A 20,902-nucleotide genomic window follows, 5' to 3' on the forward strand; every position below is an offset into this window, starting at 1 on the left:
CGTGCCATGACCTCCACACAACACACGTATTCATCAGGAAAACATCATGTCAGACATCACCCAAACTTCTGCAACCGCCGCTGAACCAGCGCTTTCCGGCAAAATCATTTTTACGCTGGCCGCCGGTGCCGGGCTGAGCGTGGCATCGATTTACTACAGCCAGCCAATGCTCGGTATTATGGGCGGAAACTTGCAGGCCAGCACCACGTCGGTCGGGCTTATCCCGACACTGACGCAGGCCGGCTACGCGCTGGGCATTCTGTTTTTGATCCCCCTTGGTGACCGTCACGACCGCCGGACCATTATCCTGCTCAAGAGTATTTTGCTGGCCGCTGCGTTACTGCTGTGCGGTTTTGTGCCGGGCATTCACGGCTTACTGGCCGCCAGCCTGATCACCGGTATCGGCGCCACTATGGCGCAGGATATCGTGCCCGCTTCCGCGCATCTGGCTCCGGCGGCGCAGCGTGGTAAAACGGTCGGGACGGTGATGACCGGTTTGCTGGTCGGGATCCTGCTTTCCCGCGTGGTCAGCGGCTTTGTTGCGGAATATTTTGGCTGGCGGGTGATGTATCAGCTGGCAGCGGTCAGCGTCGCGCTGATTGGTTTTGCGCTGTGGCGGGTGCTGCCACGGTTCGCACCGGACACGCGTATCAGCTATGCCCGACTGCTGCATTCCATGTTCGGATTGTGGAAGCACTATAAAACGCTGCGCCACGCGGCGCTGGCTCAGGGTTTGCTGTCGGTCGCATTCAGCGCCTTCTGGTCAACCCTGGCGATTATGCTCAATGATACGTTTCATCTGGGCAGCGCGGTGGCCGGTGCTTTCGGGCTGGCCGGTGCAGCCGGTGCGCTGGCGGCTCCGCTGGCAGGCGCATTAGCCGATAAAAAAGGCCCGGCGCGGGTCACACAAATGGGTTCTGCGCTGGTGATGGTGTCATTCGCCGCGATGTTCCTGCTGCCGCTGTTGTCGCCGCATGCGCAACTTGCGCTGATTGTGGCGAGTGCCATCGGTTTTGACTTAGGTATTCAGGCCACGCTGGTTGCCCATCAGACACTGGTTTATGGCCTCGAACCTGCGGCTCGCGGCAGGCTGAACGCCCTGCTGTTTACCGTGGTGTTTATCGGGATGTCCGCCGGTGCCGCGCTGGGCAGTAAAGCACTGGAAGCCGGTGGCTGGACGGGTGTGGTTCTGCTGGCCACCGTTGCTGCGGCCGCCGCCCTGCTGGTCCGTTTGTTCAGCCGTAAAAGCTGACCGTCAGATAAAAACAAAAAGCGCCGTGACTGGCGCTTTTTGCATTTTGGGAGGGCACCGGATATCAGTGTTTGATGATGTACATTTCCTGGCTGTAAGCGACGTCTTCCGGGTTGGTGATCGGATATCCTTTCACCCACGGTTTGATCAGGCGGCCATTGGTATACTGGTAGATCGGCGCAATCGGTGCCTCGCTGGCGATAATTTGCTCGGCTTTGTTGTAATCGTCGTTACGGCGCGCGTCGCTGGTTTCACGGCTGGCTTCAGCGATGACTTTGTCGTAATCGGCGCTGCTGAATTTGCTGATATTGCCGGAGTGCGTGGACGTCAGCAGGGACAGGAAGGTTGACGCTTCATTATAATCGCCGACCCATGACGCGCGGATCACATCGAAATTGCCGGTGTTGCGGCTGTCGATATAGGTTTTCCATTCCTGATTAACCAGTTTTACATCAGCACCCAGATTCTTTTTCCACATCGAGGCCACCGCGATCGCAATCTTCTGATGGCTTTCGGAGGTGTTGTACAGCAAGGTCAGATGCAGCGGTTTGTTCGGACCATAACCCGCCGCCGCCAGCAGCCCTTTCGCCTGCGCATTCAGTTCTTCCTGCGAGTAATCCTGCATTTCACTTTTCGTTGCTTTGAAACCGTTGGTAACGTCAGGCGTGAAGCGCCACGCCGGTTTTTCGCCTGTGCCCAGCACTTTCTCGGCAATCACGGTGCGGTCGATACTCAGCGACAGCGCCAGACGCACACGCGAATCGTCGGTCGGCGCACGACGGGTGTTAAACGCGTAATAATAGGTGCCGAGCTGATACGGCGTGTAGACCTGTCCCGGAATATCGTGCATCAGTTTTTTGTACTGATCTTTCGGGAAGGATTCGGTGATATCGATATCATTGGCCAGATAACGTTTTGTGGCGTTGGATTCTTTATTGATTGGCACGAAAGTGACTTTCGTCAGCACGGTATGCGCGTGATCCCAGTAATTCGGATTCGGCTCCAGCATCAGTTTTTCGTTCACGACGCGCTCTTTCAGCACATACGCACCGTTGCCCACCAGATTGCCAGGCTTGGTCCAGTCATCGCCAAATTTTTCCACCGTGGCTTTATGCACGGGGAACAGGCTGAAATTCGCCAGCAGGCTGACAAAAAACGGCACCGGACGGTCGAGCGTGACGCGCAGTTGCGTCGGGCTGATGGCGGTAACACCGAGCTTATCAACCGGCATTTTCCCGGCAATGATCGCATCAGCGTTAGCAATACCGGCCAGCGCCGCAAACCATGAACCGGTTGATAAGCTTTTCGGATCAACCAGACGCTGCCAGCTGTATACGAAATCCTGCGCCGTCACCGGATCGCCGTTCGACCATTTGGCGTCTTTACGCAATGTGAACAGGAAAATCTGATTGTTCTGGTTCTGCCAGCTTTCGGCGACGCCCGGAATATTTTTCCCGTTAGCGTCCTGATTCACCAGACCTTCGAACAGATCACGCGCCACCTGCGCTTCAGGCAAGCCGACGACTTTCGCCGGGTCGAGCGAAGCGGGTTCATCTTTGATATGACGGACGATTTCCTGTCTGGCGGCAAGTTGCGTACCGGCGGGAACCTGAGCGGCCATGGCCTGACTGGAAATGAGTGCCACCAGCGCGGCACAGGCGGAATACGGTAAGAGAGGAAACGATTTTCCCTGCGGCATAAATTCTCCTGAACACATAAGGGGCGAGCCCTGAAATATTCAGGAGTTTTATCATTTGTTACCGCAATCCCCTACAGGAAATCGTTACAGATTTGCCTTCGCGCACAAAACAACGGCCACAAGCGAGAAATTATTCGGAACCGGCGATGTCAATTCCGCCGCAGTGAAACTTCATCGCGGGTTCAACGTCCTGCGCCAGCCAGGTCGGGCCATCAAGATCGATGAACTTCGCGCCCGCCGCCAGCGGAAGTGCCGCGCGCACCGCGCGCGAGGTGCATAACATGCAGCCAAGCATGATTTCAAACCCCTGCTCACGCGCCGCCTGTGCCAGCCGCAGTGCGCCCGTCAGGCCGCCGGTTTTATCGAGTTTGATATTCACCATCTCATAACGCCCTTTCAGCGCCGGAAGCCCTTCAATCGTATGGCAACTTTCGTCGGCGCAAATTGGCAGGGGATGGATGAAATTCTCCAGCGCAGAATCTTCACCCGCAGGTAACGGTTGTTCGAGCATCAAAATTCCGAGATCGGCCAGCAACTGGCAGCGTGCCGCCAGCCCGTCGCTTTGCCACGCTTCATTGGCATCCACAACCAGGGACGCCTTGGGCACGGCGGCGCGGATAGCCACCAGACGTTCGGCTATCAGCCGGTCATCGAGTTTAATTTTCAGCAGCGTTGCACCCTTTTGTTGCAGCGCGAGCGCGGCTTCCGCCATCTCTTCCGGCGTGCCGATACTGACGGTTTGCGCCATGCTGATTGACGCCAGCGGTTCAGTGCCGGTGAGTTGCCAGAGAGTCTGGCCGGTGAGTTGCGTTTCAAGATTCCACAACGCGCAATCGAGCGCATTTCGTGCGGCACCGGCAGGAAGCAAATGTTGCAACTGTTCGCGCGTAGCGCCCTGTTCAATCGCCGTGACGGCGCTGGCAATTTGCGCCATCACCGAGGTTTCGCTTTCGTCATAGCGGGGATACGGCGTGCATTCTCCCACGCCGCGAATGCCCTTTTCTTCGATTTCGACTGTGACTACGCGCGCTTCAGTGCGGCTGCCGCGGGAGATCACAAATGTCGTATGCAACGGCCAGGCTTCCGGATAAAAGCGGACACTTCTCATAGCGGCTCCTCGGTATATACTCAAACGGGTATATATAAGATATACAAGTATTTAGCATTTAATCTATATCCAACCTACAATTGTTCCCCTAAACTGAAAGCCGTTTGACTCCAATGTCCATAGGAAATAATCATGACCCAGACAGTACACTTTCAGAGCAATCCGGTCACCGTTGCCGGCAAAATCCCACAAAAAGGCGACGTCGCCAAGCCGTTCAGCCTGGTCGCTAAAGATCTCTCTGATGTCAGCCTGAGCAGCTTCGCGGGCAAACGCAAAGTCCTGAACATTTTCCCAAGCATTGATACCGGTGTTTGTGCGACGTCAGTGCGTAAATTCAACCAGCTGGCGGGCGAAATTGAGAACACTGTGGTTCTGTGTATCTCCGCTGACCTGCCGTTCGCACAGTCCCGTTTCTGCGGTGCTGAAGGCCTGAGCCACGTCACCACGCTGTCCACCCTACGTGGCGGTGATTTCAAATCTGAATACGGCGTCGCGATCACCGACAGCGCACTGGCTGGCCTGACTGCGCGTGCCGTTATCGTTCTGGATGGTCAGGACAACGTGCTGTACAGCGAGCTGGTGAACGAAATTACCACCGAACCGGACTATGAGTCTGCGCTGGCTGTCCTGAAATAAGGATCTGAGTTTTGTCATCTTCGGATGACAGGCGAAAAAAAAGCAACGGCTCAGTCCGTTGCTTTTTATTGCTTCTTATTTAATGAAAAATTTACTGACCAGCAGGCATTACTCTTCGCTTTCGCCGGTTTCACCGCGACGGGCGCTGAGGCCGTATTCGCGCAGTTTATTGGCAATCGCCGTGTGTGAAACGCCCAGACGTTTCGCCAGTTTTCGCGTGCTTGGATAAGTGCGATAAAGACGGGTCAGCACCGAGCGTTCGAAACGCTTGCTGATGTCGTCGAGCGAACCGTTTAGCGCTTCTTCTCCAATCGTCACTTCGGCATCAAAGTCTGGCAGAACGATGTCCTGCGGGCGCAGTTCGCCGCCTTCCAGCTGGGTGAGCGCACGATAAATGGCGTTTTTGAGCTGACGGACATTGCCCGGCCAGCCGTAATGCGTCAGATAATTTGCCAGCTGCGAGGACAGTTTTGGTCGCGGCATCCCCTGTTCATCAGAGAAACGCGCCACAAACAGTTCGGTCAGCGGCATGACATCCGCCGGACGATCGCGCAGCGGCGGCAGCGTCAGGCTCAGCACGTTCAGACGGTAATACAGGTCTTCACGGAATTCTCCACGCTGAACCAGTTCCACAAGATTCTTCTGCGTGGCGCACATCACGCGTACATCCACCTTCACTTCATGCTCTTCGCCGACGCGCCGGAACGTGCCATCATTGAGAAAACGCAGCAACTTGATCTGCATTCTCGGCGACATTTCACCGATTTCATCGAGCAATACCGAACCGCCGTTGGCCTGTTCGAAGAAGCCTTTTTTTCCTTCCAGGGCATTCGGATAGGCGCCAGCGGCATAACCGAACAGTTCACTTTCAACGACATCATCCGGCAGCGAAGCACAGTTGAGGCCAAGGAACGGCTTTTTACCGCGCGCGCTGCGCAGGTGGCAGGCGTGTGCCAGCAAATCTTTGCCGGTGCCGGTATCACCGACGATCAGCAACGGGGCATCCAGCATCGCCAGTTTGCGGGCCTGATCCAGCACGTGGCGCATTTTGCTGCTGACCGCGACAATATGGTCGAACTCGCTGTCGTCGTTGACCGTCAGATCCTGCAACTGCCGACCCATGCGGGCGGCTGATTTGAGCATGACCACGGCACCGGCGATCCCGCCTTTTTCGTTTTCATCCTCAATGTGGATCGGGGTGAGATCCATCAGGAAATCCTGACTGCGGATGACAATTCGCTCGGAATGCGGCTGAGCATTATCGCTTTCTAACCATCGCGTGACGTTGTAACCGGTGATCAGGTTCGCCGCCGTGACGTTGCGGATTTTATCTTCATCGAGTTCAAACAATGCCATCGCTGCCGGGTTGGCCTGCTCGATTTTACCTTTCATATCAATGGAGAATACCGGCTCCGGCATGGAAACCAGCAGCGCACGCAGGGCGCGGTGTTCACGCTCAGAAGGCATGAACGTGACAGTACGGACATCCGTCACGCCGTCGATACGGCGGATTTCTGCCATCAGGGCGCGAAAAGTATCAAAATCCAGTTGGGAAAAATTAAGGTAAATGCGGCCAATCGAGGCAATCTCGATACCGCGTAAATCAATACTGCGTAAAACCAGTAGATCGAGTAGTTCCCGGGTGAGCCCCAGGCGGTCTTCGCAAAAAACTTCCAGACGCATCAGTGTTGACCTTTTTCTGCCGGTGCGGAAATCGCTGGAGGGATAATACTCTTTCATGTACACGGGAAGAAGAGACTGTCACGAAAAGTTGACAAAATAATTCCCGGATGGAAATCCGCTTGCCACACTGATCGGGTAAGCGTTTTGCTTTTGCAGTGATTTTTGCTGTTATTTTCGGGTGCGCGGACTTCGCCATCACCCCCTTTTTCTGCTACTATCGCCCTTCTGATTTCATCGCCAAATGGTTCCCGACTATGAAGTTCGTCTCCTTTAATATCAACGGATTGCGCGCACGCCCGCACCAGCTTGCCGCCATTATTGAACAGCATCAGCCTGACGTGATCGGTCTGCAGGAAACTAAGGTTCATGACGACATGTTCCCGCTGGAAGATGTCAGCCAGTACGGCTATCACGTGTTCTATCATGGTCAGAAAGGCCATTATGGCGTGGCTATGCTGACTAAGCAGGAACCGGTAGCTGTACGTCGTGGTTTCCCGGGAGACGATGAAGACTCCCAGCGCCGTATCATTATGGCCGACATTGAAACGCCCCAGGGCATTCTGACGGTCATCAACGGGTATTTCCCGCAGGGTGAAAGCCGCGACCATCCGACCAAATTCCCGGCCAAAGAGAAGTTCTACCGCGATTTGCAGGATTACCTGAACACCAGTTTGTCAGTGAATAATCCGGTGGTTGTGATGGGCGACGTGAATATCAGCCCGACCGATCTGGATATCGGTATCGGCGAAGACAGCCGTAAACGCTGGCTGCGCACCGGTAAATGTTCTTTCCTGCCGGAAGAGCGCGAATGGATGGATCGCCTGAAAGGCTGGGGACTCGTTGATACGTTCCGCGCCGCTAACCCGGAAGCGACCGATAAATTCTCGTGGTTCGACTACCGTTCACGCGGCTTTGACGAAAACCGCGGCCTGCGCATCGATCTGATCCTGGCGAGCAATCCGCTGGCTGAACGCTGTTTAGCAACCGGTATCGATTACGAAATTCGCGGAATGGAAAAACCGTCTGACCATGCGCCAATCTGGGCAACATTCGACCTGAAGTAATACAGATGAAGACGATTGATGTGGTTGCCGCGCTGATTGAATGTGAGGGGAAATTACTCCTCGCCCGGCGCGATGCCAGCAGCGATCAGGCCGGTTTATGGGAATTCCCCGGCGGGAAGGTCGAAGCCGGGGAAAGTCAGCCCGCCGCGCTGATACGTGAGTTACGCGAAGAGATGAACATCACCGCGCAGGTTGCCGGTTTTGTCGCGACCAGCGAACTGCACCAGCCGGAACGCCTGATCCGGCTTCACGGCTGGCGCGTCAGCAGTTTTACAGGAACGATTTCGTTACAGTGTCACTCGGAAGTTTGCTGGGTTGCGCCGCAGGAGGTTCGTTCCTTTGAACTGGCACCGGCGGATATTCCGCTGATTGACGCCTATCTGCGGGCCTTGTAGCCACGGCGCCGCTTAACGCTTCTCCATAAAAAAGGCGCGGACAGGTGACTGTTTCCGCGCCTTTTTGCTGTTCAGAGCGGGGTTATTTTTTCAGCACTTCCCATTTCAGTTCATTGGTGCCGACCACGTTCGGGTCGCGCGAGCATTGCAGCACCACGCTGTCTGCCGTGACCACCGCGCCCTCACTGTAGCTCTGGTTGTTGTAGATGCAGCAGTTATGGCAGGTCGGCGCACTGTTATTATTGCCGTTGCCGCTGTTTTCCCAGATTTGCGGCGGCAGCGGTACCACGACGTCCGCGCCGTTGCCGTAACGCTCCGCCATAGCCGGAGCCGACAGCAATGACGAACTGACCAGTAACGCCATCAGCGCTTTATGCATCAGCTTCTTATTCATCAGTACGTTATTCATCACTGCTTGCTTCCTTCCCTTTGGGACTGGCTTTACGCCGTTTAGGTGCGCTTTTGCCTTTCGCCGCCGCAGCGGGCTTAGAAGGCAGGCTGCGGAATGCCGAAGACACCCGGTTCGTTTTGGCCTGAATGATGAGGTTCTGCAACGTGGCGACCAGCGGTTCCATGAAATCCTGGTAGCGGCAGCTTTTTTCACTGATACGCGTCAGCGTGGATTCCCAGTCAGCCGTCATATCTGGCCTTGCGGCAATGTCCGGCAGTGAATGAATCAGTGCGCGGCCAGTGTCGCTGGAATGAATATAACGCCCTTTTTTGTATAAAAACTCGCGGCGGAACAGGAGTTCGATAATCCCGGCGCGTGTCGCTTCTGTGCCCAATCCGTCCGTGGCGCGCAGAATTTTCTTCAGTTCTTTATCCTGAACAAAACGCGCAATACCGGTCATCGCGGAAAGCAATGTCGCATCGGTGAACGGGCGCGGCGGCTGCGTCTGGCGCTCCACCACTTCTCCGCGTTCGCACAGTAATTCATCGCCCTTCGCCACGACCGGCAACGGCGTACCTTCGTTTTCTTCGTCACGCTCTTTGCTGCCAAGCAGTGTTCGCCAGCCTGCTTCAGCCAGAAAACGCGCTTTGGCGATAAACTTGCCACCTGCAATATCCAGATCGATAACGCATTTGCGGTATACCGCGTCGGGGCAGAATTGCATCAGATACTGACGTGCTACCAGACCATAAATTTTGCGCTCGTCATCGCTCAGGTTGACGTTACTGCTGCGCGCCGTCGGGATAATCGCGTGGTGCGCATCGACCTTTTTGTCGTCCCAGCAACGGTTTCGCAAATCGGTATCAACCACCGGCTGCGGCATTAAATCCGGGCGGTGAACGCCGATGGCATTCAGTACGGCGTGACGTCCAGCAAAATGTTCTTCTGGCAGATATCGGCAATCCGAACGCGGATACGTAATCAGTTTGTGCGTTTCATAGAGTTTCTGACAAATATCCAGAATCTGCTGCGCGCTCAGGCCAAAAGCTTTTGACCCTTCAATCTGCAAGGTGGATAACGAGAACGGCAACGGCGCGATGTCATTTTCACGTTTGTCGTTATACCCGGTGACCATCGCCGGTTGCCCGGCAATGCGCGCCACCACGTGATCGGCCAGCGGGCGGTGCAGCAAACGCCCTTCTTCATCCTGATACGGCTCGCAGGAGTCGCTCGGTTGCCAGAGCGCGATGAAGCGTTCTTCGGCAGGCGTGACGATATGCGCTTTCACTTCAAAAAAATCTTTCGGTACGAAGTTTTCGATTTCTTCATCACGGCGCACCACCAGACCGAGCACCGGCGTTTGCACGCGGCCCACGGAAAGCACGCCGTTGTATCCTGCATTGCGCCCTAAAATAGTATAGGCGCGGGTCATGTTGATGCCGTAAAGCCAGTCAGCGCGGGCGCGGGCCAGGGCAGAAACGCACAGCGGAATAAAATCACGGTTGTCGCGCAGGCGTTCAATGGCACGTTCGACGGCCTGCGGATTGAGATCGTTAATCAGACAGCGCTGGGTCGCCTGGCGTTTTTCCGGCGTCAGTTCCAGATAATCCAGCACTTCATCCACCAGCAGTTGCCCTTCGCGATCCGGGTCACCCGCGTGGACAACCTGAGAGGCTTCAAGCAGCAGACGTTTGATGACATTAAGCTGTTTAGCGACGGAAGGACGCGGCTGAAGCTGCCATTTATTAGGAATGATCGGTAAGTCAGCCAGTGCCCAGCGGGCGAAGCGGCTGTCATAGGCATCCGGCTGGGCCTGTTCCAGTAAGTGACCGACACACCAGGTCACCACCTGGTCGTTACCGCAGGCAATGTATCCGTCGCCGCGGCGATGAGGCTTTGGCAGGACATCGGCAATAGCGCGGGCAAGGCTGGGTTTTTCGGCAATAAACAGACGCATCAGATCGCACCGTCCTGAAGTGTGACCGCGAGTGTGATCGCTACAAGAATTTCCATCATCCCATCCTTCATTCACAACGTCCTCATCATCCAGGGTGGCTATGTTAGCCGCTGGCGGCGCAATTAGTAAGATGGATAGAGACATCCGGGATGGCGGTCGCTCACAAAGGCAGCGAAAAACCGGTTTATCAGAATCAACCGAACATATTCTGCTGAAAAACCGGTCTGTCCGTCGTGAGGAAATGGCTTAGAAATGCGTCACGAAAGGTGTGCTGTCCACCGGAATGACCTGCAAACTTGCTTTGAGCTGCGGCGTGCCGAGATACAGGAAACCGACGATTTTATCGTTCTCGCCGCAATGGAAGGCTTTGCGGACATCAGGATGATCGGTCCACGCGCCGGTGCGCCAGATGCCGTTGAACCCCTGAGCCAGCGCTGCCATCTGCATCGCCTGCACGGCACAACCGGCGGACAACAATTGTTCCCACTGTGGCACTTTCGGGCTTTCCTTGCAGGCCGCAATCACGGTGATGATTTGCGGCGCGCGAAGCGGAGCCTGCGTGGCTTTCTCAATGGCTTTTTCGTCCGCGCCGTCTTTGATCGCCGCCGCGCGCAGCAGCTCACTGAAACGCGTCAGACCATCATTTTCTGCAATCACGAAGCGCCACGGCTGAAGCGCACCGTGGTCTGGCGCACGCAGCCCTGCGTTGATGATATTTTGCAGTGCTTGCCCTGCCGGTGCGGGAGCCGCCAGACGGGATGCAGAACGGCGGTTAAGTAACAAATCCAGTGCGTCCATTTTAATCTCCTGAGAATAATTGCTATTTACCTTACGTTAACATAGGCACAACGCATTTTTCCAACCTCCGGCAGGCTTTCGGATAATGCGTCACCGCCAAATTCTGAAATGATTTAAAGCTGACATTTCTCCGGCAGGTCATTAGGATAGCGAGACTTAACCGTCTTATTGGAGAGACCATGCGCACATTGTGGCGAATTATCGCCGGTTTTTTTAAGTGGACCTGGCGTCTTCTTAATTTCGTCAGAGAATTCATTCTCAACGTATTTCTTATTCTGATCATTCTGGCCGGCGTCGGCATCTGGTATGCCGTGCAGGATAAGCCGGTTGAAACCACCAAAGGCGCGCTGCTGGTTGATCTTAGCGGCTCGGTGGTGGACAAACCTTCCGTCAACAATAAAGTCCGCCAGTGGGGCCGCGAGCTTCTGGGGACATCCAGCAGCCGGTTACAGGAAAACTCCCTGTTTGATCTGGTCGATACCCTTCGTTCAGCAAAAGATGACAAAAACGTCACCGGTATCGTGTTGCAACTGACCGATTTCACCGGTACCGATCAGTCATCCATGCAATATATCGGTAAAGCATTGCGTGAATTCCGTGATGCCGGTAAACCGATTTACGCCATCGGTGACAGCTACAATCAGTCGCAATATTATCTGGCGAGCTACGCCAATAAAATCTATCTGTCGCCGCAGGGCGCGGTCGATTTGCACGGTTTTGCGACCAATAATCTGTACTACAAATCTCTGCTGGATAAGCTGAAGGTCACCACCAACATCTTTCGCGTCGGGACGTATAAATCTGCCGTTGAACCGCTGATCCGTGATGATATGTCGCCTGCGGCCCGCGAGGCGGATAGCCGCTGGATTGGTGGCTTGTGGAGTAACTACCTCAATACCGTTTCAGCTAACCGTCAGATTACGCCTGAGCAATTGTTCCCGGGTGCAGCGGGCATTCTTGCGGGAATGCAGGCCACCGGCGGCGACATGGCTCAGTACGCGCTGAAAGCCAAACTGGTGGATTCTCTGGCATCACGGACCGACGCAGACAATGACATGGTGAAAGCATTTGGCTGGAATAAAACCACCAAAGACTTCAACTACACCAGCATTTACGATTATTCACCGAAGCCAAAACCGGATAATAATGATCCGCAAATCGCGGTGATCTTCGCGACCGGTGCCATCAACGACGGTGAAGAGCAACCGGGTGCGGTGGGCGGCGATACCACCGCACAGCAAATTCGCGATGCCCGTCTGGATCCGAAAGTGAAAGCGATTGTCTTCCGCGTCAACAGTCCTGGCGGCAGCGTCAGCGCGTCTGAAGTGATCCGCTCTGAACTGGCCGCCGCGAAAGCTGCAGGTAAACCGGTGGTAGTTTCAATGGGTGGCATGGCGGCTTCCGGGGGTTACTGGATTTCAACGCCAGCGAACTACATTATTGCCAGCCCAAGCACGCTGACCGGCTCCATTGGTATCTTTGGTGTGATCAATACGTATCAGAACACACTTGATTACGCCGGTGTGCATACTGATGGCGTGGCGACTTCCCCGCTGGCCGATATCGCATCGACCAAAGCGTTGCCGCCGGAATTCTCGCAAATGATGCAGCTGAACATCGAGAATGGGTATAAAACCTTCCTCGGCCTGGTGGCGGATTCCCGTCATAAAACGCCGGAGCAGATTGATCAGATTGCACAGGGTCACGTCTGGATTGGTTCTGACGCCAAGGCCAACGGTCTGGTGGATGAACTGGGTGATTTCGATGACGCCGTGAAGAAAGCTGCGGATCTGGCCAAACTGCCGAAATGGCAGTTGAACTGGTATGTCAGCGAGCCAAGTCTGAGCGATATGTTGTTCTCCCAGGTCAGCGTGTCCGTTCACGCCATGCTGCCCGCCGCTATTCAGGCCTATCTGCCTGCGCCGGTGAGCAAAATGGCGATGGAGCTGAAATCACAAGCTGACCTGTTCAGCAACATGAACGATCCGCAAAACCGTTACGCACTTTGCCTGACGTGTGGTGACGTGAAGTAATTGCGTTAACCCCTGCGGCATGAAAATCTGCCCGGCGCTTCTCCCAGAGAACGCCGGGCTTTTTTATGGCACCGCCCTTTTCTGGTGGGACAGCGGCGGCGAAGCCTTTATACTTAGCGCAGTTGCTTTCACCTTTCTAAAAAAAGAACATCTTCGATGACTAAAAAATCTATTTACGTTGCCTACACCGGCGGCACCATCGGTATGCAGCGTTCTGAGCAGGGTTACATTCCTGTATCCGGCCATTTACAACGCCAGCTGGCGCTGATGCCAGAATTCCACCGCCCTGAAATGCCTGAGTTTACGATTCAGGAATACGCGCCACTGATGGATTCTTCCGATATGACGCCGGAAGACTGGCAGCACATCGCGGACGACATTCAGGCGCATTACGACGATTACGACGGTTTTGTGATTTTGCATGGCACGGACACCATGGCCTTTACGGCTTCTGCGCTGTCTTTCATGCTGGAAAATCTGAGCAAGCCGGTGATCGTTACGGGTTCGCAAATCCCGCTGGAAGCCCTGCGCTCTGACGGGCAGATTAACCTGCTGAACTCGCTGTATATTGCGGCAAATCATCCGGTTAACGAAGTCACCCTGTTTTTCAATAACCGTCTTTATCGCGGTAACCGCAGCACTAAAGCCCACGCCGACGGTTTTGATGCATTTGCGTCACCCAACCTTTCTCCGTTGCTGGAAGCGGGCATTCACATCCGCCGTCTGTCCACCCCTTCGCTGCCGGTCGTTCCTGCTTCGACGCTGAAAGTGCATCACATCACCCCGCAGCCTATCGGCGTGGTGACTATTTACCCCGGCATTTCCGCAGAAGTTGTGCAAAACTTTCTGATGCAGCCAGTGAAAGCGCTGATCCTGCGCTCTTACGGAGTCGGCAATGCCCCGCAAAAAGGTGATTTGCTGAAAGTGCTGAAGGACGCCTCTGAGCGCGGCATTGTGGTCGTGAATCTGACGCAATGTATCTCCGGACGCGTCAATATGGGGGGTTATGCAACGGGTAATGCGCTTGCGCATTCCGGCGTAATCAGCGGATTTGATATGACGGTGGAAGCCGCGCTGACCAAGCTGCATTACCTGCTCAGCCAGTCACATACGCCGGAAGAAATCCGCGAACTGATGCAGCAGAATCTGCGTGGCGAACTGACGGAATAGTTGACCGTATAAGAGGCGATATGAAATCTGCGTTGTTGCTGGTCGATTTGCAAAACGATTTTTGCCGCGGTGGCGCGCTGGCCGTTAATGACGGGGATGCGACCGTTGCCGTCGCCAATCAGATGATGTTGTGGTGTAAAAGCCGCGATATCCCCGTGGTGGCGTCGCAAGACTGGCACCCTGCCGGACACAAAAGTTTTGCCGCAAACTCGCATCAGGATGCCTGGACATCGGGTGAACTGAACGGGCTGCCGCAGGTCTGGTGGCCGGTTCACTGCGTTCAGCACGAACCCGGCGCGGAATTCCATCCGTCACTGAATACGCGTCTTTTAGATTTTGTCGTCCAAAAAGGCACGGACGCTGAAATCGACAGTTACAGCGCATTCTTCGATAATGGCCACCGCGCCGCTACCGTGCTGAACGACTGGCTGAAAGCCGCAAAGATTTCGCATCTTTATGTCATGGGTCTGGCGACGGATTATTGTGTGAAGTTCACGGTCCTGGACGCGCTGTCACAGGGATATCAGGTTACGCTGCTGACCGATGGCTGCCGCGGAGTGAACATCGAACCTCACGACAGTGCTGAAGCTGTTGAAGCAATGCGTGAGGCTGGCGCACAAATCGGGACGGCAGACGCACTGAACGGCTGATTACTCTGCTCTTCAGAGGCAAAAAAGGCGCGTATGCGCCTTTTTTATTCCCTGACATTTCGCGTAAAAAACTGCTTATCTCCATGTCTCCGCCGTAAGATGTTCAATTCCGGACAAATTCATTTTTTACAAAACTTCACGTAATAGATCTCGTTTTGGGTATGCGTAATACGTTATAAATAGCACACTATCATTAATCACCTGGCTGTATTCCATGATAATTTTACGACTGGCATGCCACGCTAATGACTCTGCAATGTGTCCGTTATTTTTTATCGATAAATAATGAATGGACTATGCGTGGCCGTACCAATAAGATGGCGCCGCTTTTTATTAAATGAATAACTCAAGCTTAGGATGAGCAGGCTAACCCTTAAGGATTATCAGATTGAAAGAATATCAATATCAAATTTTAAAAAGCTGTCTTCAGCGTGAAGTGATGGATTCAGAGAAAGACTTTTCCTGGTTCCGCACGTTGCATCGCGCCATTAAATGCCCGGGCAGGCGATTCTACTTCTGGTGGCGAATCGCTAATTATCTTTATAAAACCGGCGGCAAGGCTTCCAGAAAATATGCAATTTCGGTAAACAGAAGATTAAGAAATAAATATGGTACCGATATCAATCTGGGCGCTGATATTGGCCCCGGAATGAAGATTTCTCATTTCGTTGGTATTGTGGTTGCCGATTGTTGCGAAATAGGCTCGAACCTGAACATTAAGCAAAATGTGACAATTGGTATCAAATATGACAACCAGAGCGGCAAGATCTATATCGGGGACAATGTCATCATTGGTGCGAACAGTTGCATTATTGGTTGCGATATAAGCATCGGGAATAATGTCACCATCGGTGCGATGAGTTTCGTAGATAAAAATGTTCCTAATGATTGCGTTGTCTATAACCAGCGCACAGATAACCTGATCTACAAGCAGATTGCGTAACCCACTGACGATTATTTTTTAAAGGCGCGTTATGCGCCTTTTTTATGCCTCAGACAAACCCCCTCCCATTACTCCGGTTTGAGTCTAATCAGCGCATCCTGAGCGAACTGTTGTTTCAGCTCTTGCTTGCTTTTGGTAACGATCTGCCCGTCAGTGCCGATGCTCATATGCTGGGCATCCACGTTGTGACGTGACTGATACAGCATCACCGCTTGCAGGCTGTTCTCTTTTTGTTCTGGCGTCAGCGCCACACCGTCGGGCCATTTCCCCAGCTCTACGGCCAGCGCCAGACGTGCGTAGATTTCCGGCGTCATTACATCAATGAGTTGATTAATTTCCATCTGAGCACCTCTGTTCAACAGGATTATTCAAAAGGTTTTGAATAATAGCTGAATCGATTTTGTCGGTAAGATTACAGCGCAGCCTAACCGGCCGTTTTTTCGCCATTTTTGCTGTCGGTAAAACTCATCGAAGCAGAATTTACGCAGTAACGTTCACCTGTTGGTTGCGGGCCATCCGGGAAAACATGCCCTAAATGTGCCTCGCAGCTGGAACAGCGGATCTCAATGCGGTCCATATTATGCGTATTATCAGTGAGATATTTTATCGCATCGTGGTCAACAGGTTGATAAAAACTTGGCCATCCGCAGCCGGATTCATACTTAGTCTCGGAGTAAAACAGAGGCGCGTTACACACTACGCAATGATAAATGCCCTGGCGAATGTTGTGCAGCAGTTTTCCTGTATAAGGGCGCTCGGTTCCGTGTTCCTGGGTGACATAACGTTGAATTTCAGTGAGTTGTTCGGGTGCAGAAGCAGATTTGGATGAATTGCTCATGATTATCGTTCTCTGACGAATTTAAATTACAACTAAATTAACAGTTTATAATAACAAAAAATTAACAACAATTCAGCCTGTTTTGTCCTAAACTGTATGGCATCAGCGTTAGCCAGCTCCAACTTGTGATGGCGATCACACTCCTGATCTTCTTGTCCTTTATATTCTGTTTTTCGCCCCCATGTTGTTGTGAGCCGATTAAAAAAACGGAACGTGCAATAAGCGAGCAACAGTAGGTCGTCGCTTTGACTTACAGCAATAATTGACACGATTCCGCTTGACGCTCAGCAAGGTTTTTGTAATTTTACAACCAACCTTTTATTCACTAAAAAAATAGCTGGTGGAATATATGACTATCAAAGTAGGTATCAACGGTTTTGGCCGTATCGGTCGCATTGTTTTCCGTGCTGCTCAGGAACGTTCTGACATCGAGATCGTAGCAATCAACGATCTGTTAGACGCAGATTACATGGCATACATGCTGAAGTACGACTCAACTCATGGTCGTTTCAACGGTACTGTTGAAGTTAAAGACGGTCACCTGGTTGTTAACGGCAAAACCATCCGTGTTACCGCTGAGCGTGACCCAGCTAACCTGAAATGGAATGAAGTTAACGTTGATGTTGTTGCTGAAGCGACTGGTCTGTTCCTGGACGACGCAACTGCACGTAAACACATCACTGCAGGCGCTAAGAAAGTTGTTCTGACTGGTCCATCTAAAGATGACACCCCTATGTTCGTTATGGGCGTTAACCATAAAGAATACAAAGGTCAGGAAATCGTTTCTAACGCATCTTGCACCACTAACTGCCTGGCACCACTGGCTAAAGTTATCAACGACAACTTCGGTATCGTTGAAGCGCTGATGACCACTGTTCATGCAACTACCGCAACTCAGAAAACCGTTGATGGCCCGTCTCACAAAGACTGGCGCGGCGGCCGCGGCGCATCTCAGAACATCATCCCTTCTTCTACCGGTGCAGCTAAAGCAGTAGGTAAAGTTATCCCTGCTCTGAACGGTAAACTGACCGGTATGGCGTTCCGCGTTCCTACTCCTAACGTTTCTGTTGTTGACCTGACTGCACGTCTGGAAAAACCAGCAACCTACAAAGAAATCTGCGCAGTAATCAAAGCAGCTTCTGAAGCAGGCGACCTGAAAGGCGTTCTGGGTTACACCGAAGACGACGTTGTTTCTACCGATTTCAACGGCGAAAAACTGACTTCAGTATTCGATGCTAAAGCAGGTATCGCGCTGAATGACAACTTTGTGAAACTGGTTTCCTGGTACGACAACGAAACTGGCTACTCAAACAAAGTACTGGATCTGATTTCTCACGTTTCCAAATAATTGGCGATGTTGATGAACTGATTGAAGGGCGACGCAAGTCGCCCTTTTGCTTTCTGTCAGTCGCACATTTTTATCAGGCATATGAGTGCGATCAAACAGAATGATCACGTTCATCTGTAGTCTTGGTTCTTATCTTCGTAATTGTTAAAACCCTGACAGGACTTTAGATAATGACAGAACAACTCTTTTCTCTTCCGGTCGTAAACCAAATTTCAACCACCATCAGCCAGCGTCAGATCGACGAACTGCCGGTGATCGTTGTTTCTCATCCCAAAGTAAAAGCGGCTGTAGCCTTACAAGGCGCACATTTATTGTCCTGGCAGCCTGAAGGCGAAGCGCCTGTGCTGTGGATGAGCAGCGCAAGCGCTTTCAAAGAAGGCGTCGCAATTCGTGGCGGTATTCCAATTTGCTGGCCGTGGTTTGGCCCGGCGGGTAAACCGTCTCACGGCTTTGCGCGTAACTTCGCCTGGACACTGACCGATCACAAAGAAAGCGCTGAAGGCGTTGTTCTGACGCTGACGCTGAAAAGCACACCTGAAAGTCTGGAATTGTGGCCACACGAATTTGTGCTGACCGCGCGCTTCACACTCGGCGCAAGCTGCCACATTGAGCTGGAATCTGCCGGTGACTTCGAAGCCAACAGCGCCCTGCACACCTATTTCAACATCGGCAATATCGCGGATGTCACCGTTAAAGGGCTCGGTGCCAGCTTCATTGATAAAGTCGATGGCGCGAAACTTAAAGAAGAAGCTGGTGACCTGACCTTTACCGGACAGACTGACCGCATCTACACCCAGCCTCAGGCGACCAGTGAAATCGTGGATCCGGTGCTGAAACGCACGCTGGTTGTTGCGCATGAAAACAACGCAGACGTTGTGGCGTGGAACCCGGGTTCTGCGCTGTCCGTAAGCATGGCCGATATGCCAGACGACGGTTACAAAACCATGGTTTGTGTGGAAACGGCGCAGGTGTCAGACAAGCATGTTTCGACCGCCGCTGCACCGGCACGTCTTGCAGTGACATTCTCAATCCGCAAATAACCGGACAGAGTTTTCCCGTCGTAAAAACTAAGGGGCCATCCGGCCCCTTTTGTCTGCGTCAGATTTAGCGAATTCAGACCATATCCAGCGAGGTTTTCCCGCGTGGTGCCGGAAAGGCAGCATTGATCATCGCAATTTCTTCATCCGTCAGAAACAGCGCCAACGCTGCCGCATTCTCTTTGACATGCTGCGGCTGAACGGCTTTAGGAATCGCAATCACGTTGCGGGTGCGCGTTACCCAAGCCAGCGCGATTTGCGAACTGCTCACGCCGCGCACGGCGGCAATTTTCTGCATCACCGGATTGTCCAGCACGTCATGACGTAATTTTCCGGCCTGTGCCAGCGGGCAATACGCCATTACCGGGACAGCGTGTTCTTCGCACCACGGCAAAAGGTCAAATTCGATGCCCCGTGAAGCGGCGTGATATAAAACCTGATCGGTCATACATTCCTGGCCGCCGGGAATCTTCCACAATTCCTGCATATCATCGGTATCAAGATTGGATACGCCCCAGCGCCGGATTTTGCCTGACTGCTGCAACTTTTCCATCGCCGCAACGGTGTCATGTAACGGAATCGAACCACGCCAGTGCAACAGATACAGGTCTATACAATCTGTTTGCAATCTTTTGAGACTTTGTTCGCAGGCGGTTATCGCCTTCTCCCCTCCGGCATGATGTGGATAGACTTTTGAGACCAGATACACTTCATCACGCCGTCCGGCTATTGCCTCGCCGACCACTCTTTCCGCCTCGCCGTCCGCGTACATTTCTGCGGTGTCGATCAGGGTCATACCGGCATCCAGCCCTTGTTTCAGCGCATCCACTTCGGCGCGCCGCTCACTGCGTTGTTCTCCCATAAACCAGGTGCCTTGTCCGATTGCGGGAACGCTTGTGCCATCAGGAAATTGCACGGTTTTCGCTTTCATCTGTTTCCTCCTGTCGGGTCTGCAAAAATGAGTGATGAACTCGTGATGAACTATAAATGTGCAAATGGGGCGAAACGCCCCATGAATGTGCAGAGTATGCACCGGAAAAGTGCCCGCTTAATTAAAAGCTGTAGGTCACACCGGTCCAGACAATCGCGCTATAAGATTTATCCACCATCGGACTGTCTTTCACTTCGTCCGCTAAACGGATGTAACGGCCGGTGAAGAAGCCCTGCCAGTCGCGGGTAAAGTTATAACGAGCGGAAATCTCGGCGTAAGGACTGAAGCTGTCATCGGCAGAATAGCTGTTCAGGCCACTGCGACGCGATTCTCCTTTGGTGACGCCATAGTAGTAATCGTTCTGGTTGCTGCTGTTCCACATAACACCAAAACCAGGAACCAGTGCCCAGTTGTCCTGATGAATCGGATACAGATAAGCCGCATCGGCGACCAGGCCATTACTGTTATTGAGCACATCACCGTTAAACGTTGCACGCAGCGTGCCCCAGTCTTCAACATGTGAATACGCCAGACCGCCCATCAGCGTACCGCGGCGTTTGTTGAGACGTTTCATCTGGTGATCGTCAGAGTCATCGGGGTCAAAACCGAATGGAATATAAGTTGCAGTGACGCTGAATTTATTGCTGCTGTCTTTCCAAAGATAGTAGCCTGCAGTCAGTGATTTGAAATAGAAATCGTCACTGTCGTAAGACACGATCGGCACGGGTAAAATTTTATTGTCATAACCACGGTATGCGTTGACATCCGCCAGAGCCGAAGCGCCGAGTGACCAGGTTCCTGCGACAGCTGCATGACTGAAAAGCACTGCCGAGCCCACGATGGACAGTGTTTTGAGGTTCAAAATCTTCATTGTCTTAATTCCATTAAGTAAAAAATCGTCGGTAGTGTAAATGAAGCGTAAGTATCCCGCTTAGCATTTCTCGTTCTCTAAAAAACCTTAACCTGAAA

At 53.0% G+C, this 20,902-nt stretch carries 20 protein-coding genes; 10 read left to right on the top strand and 10 right to left on the bottom strand.

Annotated elements, in window-relative coordinates; genetic code table 11:
• Positions 1–46 precede the first annotated feature (46 nt).
• Positions 47–1,252 carry an MFS transporter gene (locus GW579_RS04245; protein WP_152327106.1) on the top strand — a complete coding sequence of 402 codons (1,206 nt, stop codon included), beginning with the start codon at positions 47–49 and terminating at the stop codon, positions 1,250–1,252.
• A gap of 64 nt (positions 1,253–1,316) precedes the next feature.
• Here the strand turns inward: GW579_RS04245 and GW579_RS04250 are convergent, their stop codons facing one another.
• Complete coding sequence (locus GW579_RS04250; RefSeq protein ID WP_235937345.1) at positions 1,317–2,873, bottom strand: ABC transporter substrate-binding protein; 1,557 nt, start codon at positions 2,871–2,873, stop codon at positions 1,317–1,319.
• A 208-nt stretch (positions 2,874–3,081) separates the two neighbouring features.
• Positions 3,082–4,059, bottom strand: coding sequence for an L-Ala-D/L-Glu epimerase (gene ycjG / locus GW579_RS04255; RefSeq protein WP_165057756.1), 978 nt, complete (start codon positions 4,057–4,059; stop codon positions 3,082–3,084).
• A 132-nt stretch (positions 4,060–4,191) separates the two neighbouring features.
• Here ycjG and tpx point away from each other — a divergent pair, with 132 nt between their 5' ends.
• On the top strand, positions 4,192–4,695 hold the full coding sequence (tpx, locus tag GW579_RS04260; RefSeq protein WP_152327103.1) for a thiol peroxidase: 504 nt from the start codon (positions 4,192–4,194) through the stop codon (positions 4,693–4,695).
• 108 nt (positions 4,696–4,803) lie between these two features.
• Here the strand turns inward: tpx and tyrR are convergent, their stop codons facing one another.
• On the bottom strand, positions 4,804–6,378 hold the full coding sequence (gene tyrR / locus GW579_RS04265) for a transcriptional regulator TyrR (protein WP_165057758.1): 1,575 nt from the start codon (positions 6,376–6,378) through the stop codon (positions 4,804–4,806).
• 254 nt (positions 6,379–6,632) lie between these two features.
• Between tyrR and xthA the strand changes: the two genes are divergently transcribed.
• Together xthA and GW579_RS04275 are read left to right on the top strand one after the other, a co-directional pair.
• Entirely contained in the window at positions 6,633–7,442 is an 810-nt protein-coding gene (gene xthA, locus GW579_RS04270; RefSeq protein ID WP_152327101.1) for an exodeoxyribonuclease III, read from the top strand.
• Between the two features lie 5 nt (positions 7,443–7,447).
• Positions 7,448–7,837, top strand: a complete 390-nt coding sequence (locus tag GW579_RS04275; RefSeq protein WP_152327100.1) for a pyrimidine (deoxy)nucleoside triphosphate diphosphatase — start codon at positions 7,448–7,450, stop codon at positions 7,835–7,837.
• An 82-nt stretch (positions 7,838–7,919) separates the two neighbouring features.
• Here GW579_RS04275 and GW579_RS04280 read toward each other — a convergent pair whose 3' ends face one another.
• The 3 genes from GW579_RS04280 to GW579_RS04290 form a co-directional block, all read right to left on the bottom strand.
• On the bottom strand, positions 7,920–8,216 hold the full coding sequence (locus GW579_RS04280; protein ID WP_193333189.1) for a DUF1496 domain-containing protein: 297 nt from the start codon (positions 8,214–8,216) through the stop codon (positions 7,920–7,922).
• Positions 8,217–8,238: 22 nt separating this feature from the next.
• Positions 8,239–10,185: a DNA topoisomerase III gene (locus GW579_RS04285; RefSeq protein ID WP_165057759.1), complete on the bottom strand. Its 1,947-nt coding sequence runs from the start codon at positions 10,183–10,185 to the stop codon at positions 8,239–8,241.
• Positions 10,186–10,431: 246 nt separating this feature from the next.
• The gene (locus GW579_RS04290; RefSeq protein WP_152327099.1) at positions 10,432–10,983 is read right to left on the bottom strand and encodes an NAD(P)H nitroreductase; all 552 of its coding nucleotides are present in this window, start codon (positions 10,981–10,983) and stop codon (positions 10,432–10,434) included.
• Positions 10,984–11,162: 179 nt separating this feature from the next.
• On the opposite strand from GW579_RS04290, the gene sppA reads away from it, so the two are divergent.
• From sppA to GW579_RS04310, 4 genes are all read left to right on the top strand, one after another.
• On the top strand, positions 11,163–13,016 hold the full coding sequence (gene sppA / locus GW579_RS04295; RefSeq protein ID WP_152327098.1) for a signal peptide peptidase SppA: 1,854 nt from the start codon (positions 11,163–11,165) through the stop codon (positions 13,014–13,016).
• A gap of 156 nt (positions 13,017–13,172) precedes the next feature.
• The gene (ansA, locus tag GW579_RS04300; protein WP_165057761.1) at positions 13,173–14,186 is read left to right on the top strand and encodes an asparaginase; all 1,014 of its coding nucleotides are present in this window, start codon (positions 13,173–13,175) and stop codon (positions 14,184–14,186) included.
• Positions 14,187–14,206: 20 nt separating this feature from the next.
• Complete coding sequence (gene pncA / locus GW579_RS04305) at positions 14,207–14,836, top strand: bifunctional nicotinamidase/pyrazinamidase (protein ID WP_165057763.1); 630 nt, start codon at positions 14,207–14,209, stop codon at positions 14,834–14,836.
• A 388-nt stretch (positions 14,837–15,224) separates the two neighbouring features.
• Positions 15,225–15,779 (top strand): serine acetyltransferase, encoded by a 555-nt coding sequence (locus tag GW579_RS04310; RefSeq protein WP_152327095.1) that lies wholly within the window; start codon positions 15,225–15,227, stop codon positions 15,777–15,779.
• 68 nt (positions 15,780–15,847) lie between these two features.
• On the opposite strand, the gene GW579_RS04315 is transcribed toward GW579_RS04310, so the two are convergent.
• Positions 15,848–16,120: a YeaC family protein gene (locus GW579_RS04315; protein ID WP_152327094.1), complete on the bottom strand. Its 273-nt coding sequence runs from the start codon at positions 16,118–16,120 to the stop codon at positions 15,848–15,850.
• An 83-nt stretch (positions 16,121–16,203) separates the two neighbouring features.
• Positions 16,204–16,617: a peptide-methionine (R)-S-oxide reductase MsrB gene (gene msrB, locus GW579_RS04320; RefSeq protein ID WP_165057764.1), complete on the bottom strand. Its 414-nt coding sequence runs from the start codon at positions 16,615–16,617 to the stop codon at positions 16,204–16,206.
• 349 nt (positions 16,618–16,966) lie between these two features.
• On the opposite strand from msrB, the gene gapA reads away from it, so the two are divergent.
• Positions 16,967–17,965, top strand: coding sequence for a glyceraldehyde-3-phosphate dehydrogenase (gene gapA / locus GW579_RS04325; protein WP_165057765.1), 999 nt, complete (start codon positions 16,967–16,969; stop codon positions 17,963–17,965).
• A 170-nt stretch (positions 17,966–18,135) separates the two neighbouring features.
• Positions 18,136–19,005 (top strand): D-hexose-6-phosphate mutarotase, encoded by an 870-nt coding sequence (locus tag GW579_RS04330; protein ID WP_165057767.1) that lies wholly within the window; start codon positions 18,136–18,138, stop codon positions 19,003–19,005.
• Positions 19,006–19,078: 73 nt separating this feature from the next.
• Here GW579_RS04330 and GW579_RS04335 read toward each other — a convergent pair whose 3' ends face one another.
• Together GW579_RS04335 and GW579_RS04340 are read right to left on the bottom strand one after the other, a co-directional pair.
• Positions 19,079–19,933, bottom strand: coding sequence for an aldo/keto reductase (locus GW579_RS04335; protein WP_165057769.1), 855 nt, complete (start codon positions 19,931–19,933; stop codon positions 19,079–19,081).
• Between the two features lie 121 nt (positions 19,934–20,054).
• Positions 20,055–20,804: a MipA/OmpV family protein gene (locus tag GW579_RS04340; RefSeq protein WP_152327089.1), complete on the bottom strand. Its 750-nt coding sequence runs from the start codon at positions 20,802–20,804 to the stop codon at positions 20,055–20,057.
• Positions 20,805–20,902 lie beyond the last annotated feature (98 nt).

This window comes from Rahnella contaminans (assembly GCF_011065485.1).
Classification (GTDB): Bacteria; Pseudomonadota; Gammaproteobacteria; order Enterobacterales; family Enterobacteriaceae; genus Rahnella; species Rahnella contaminans.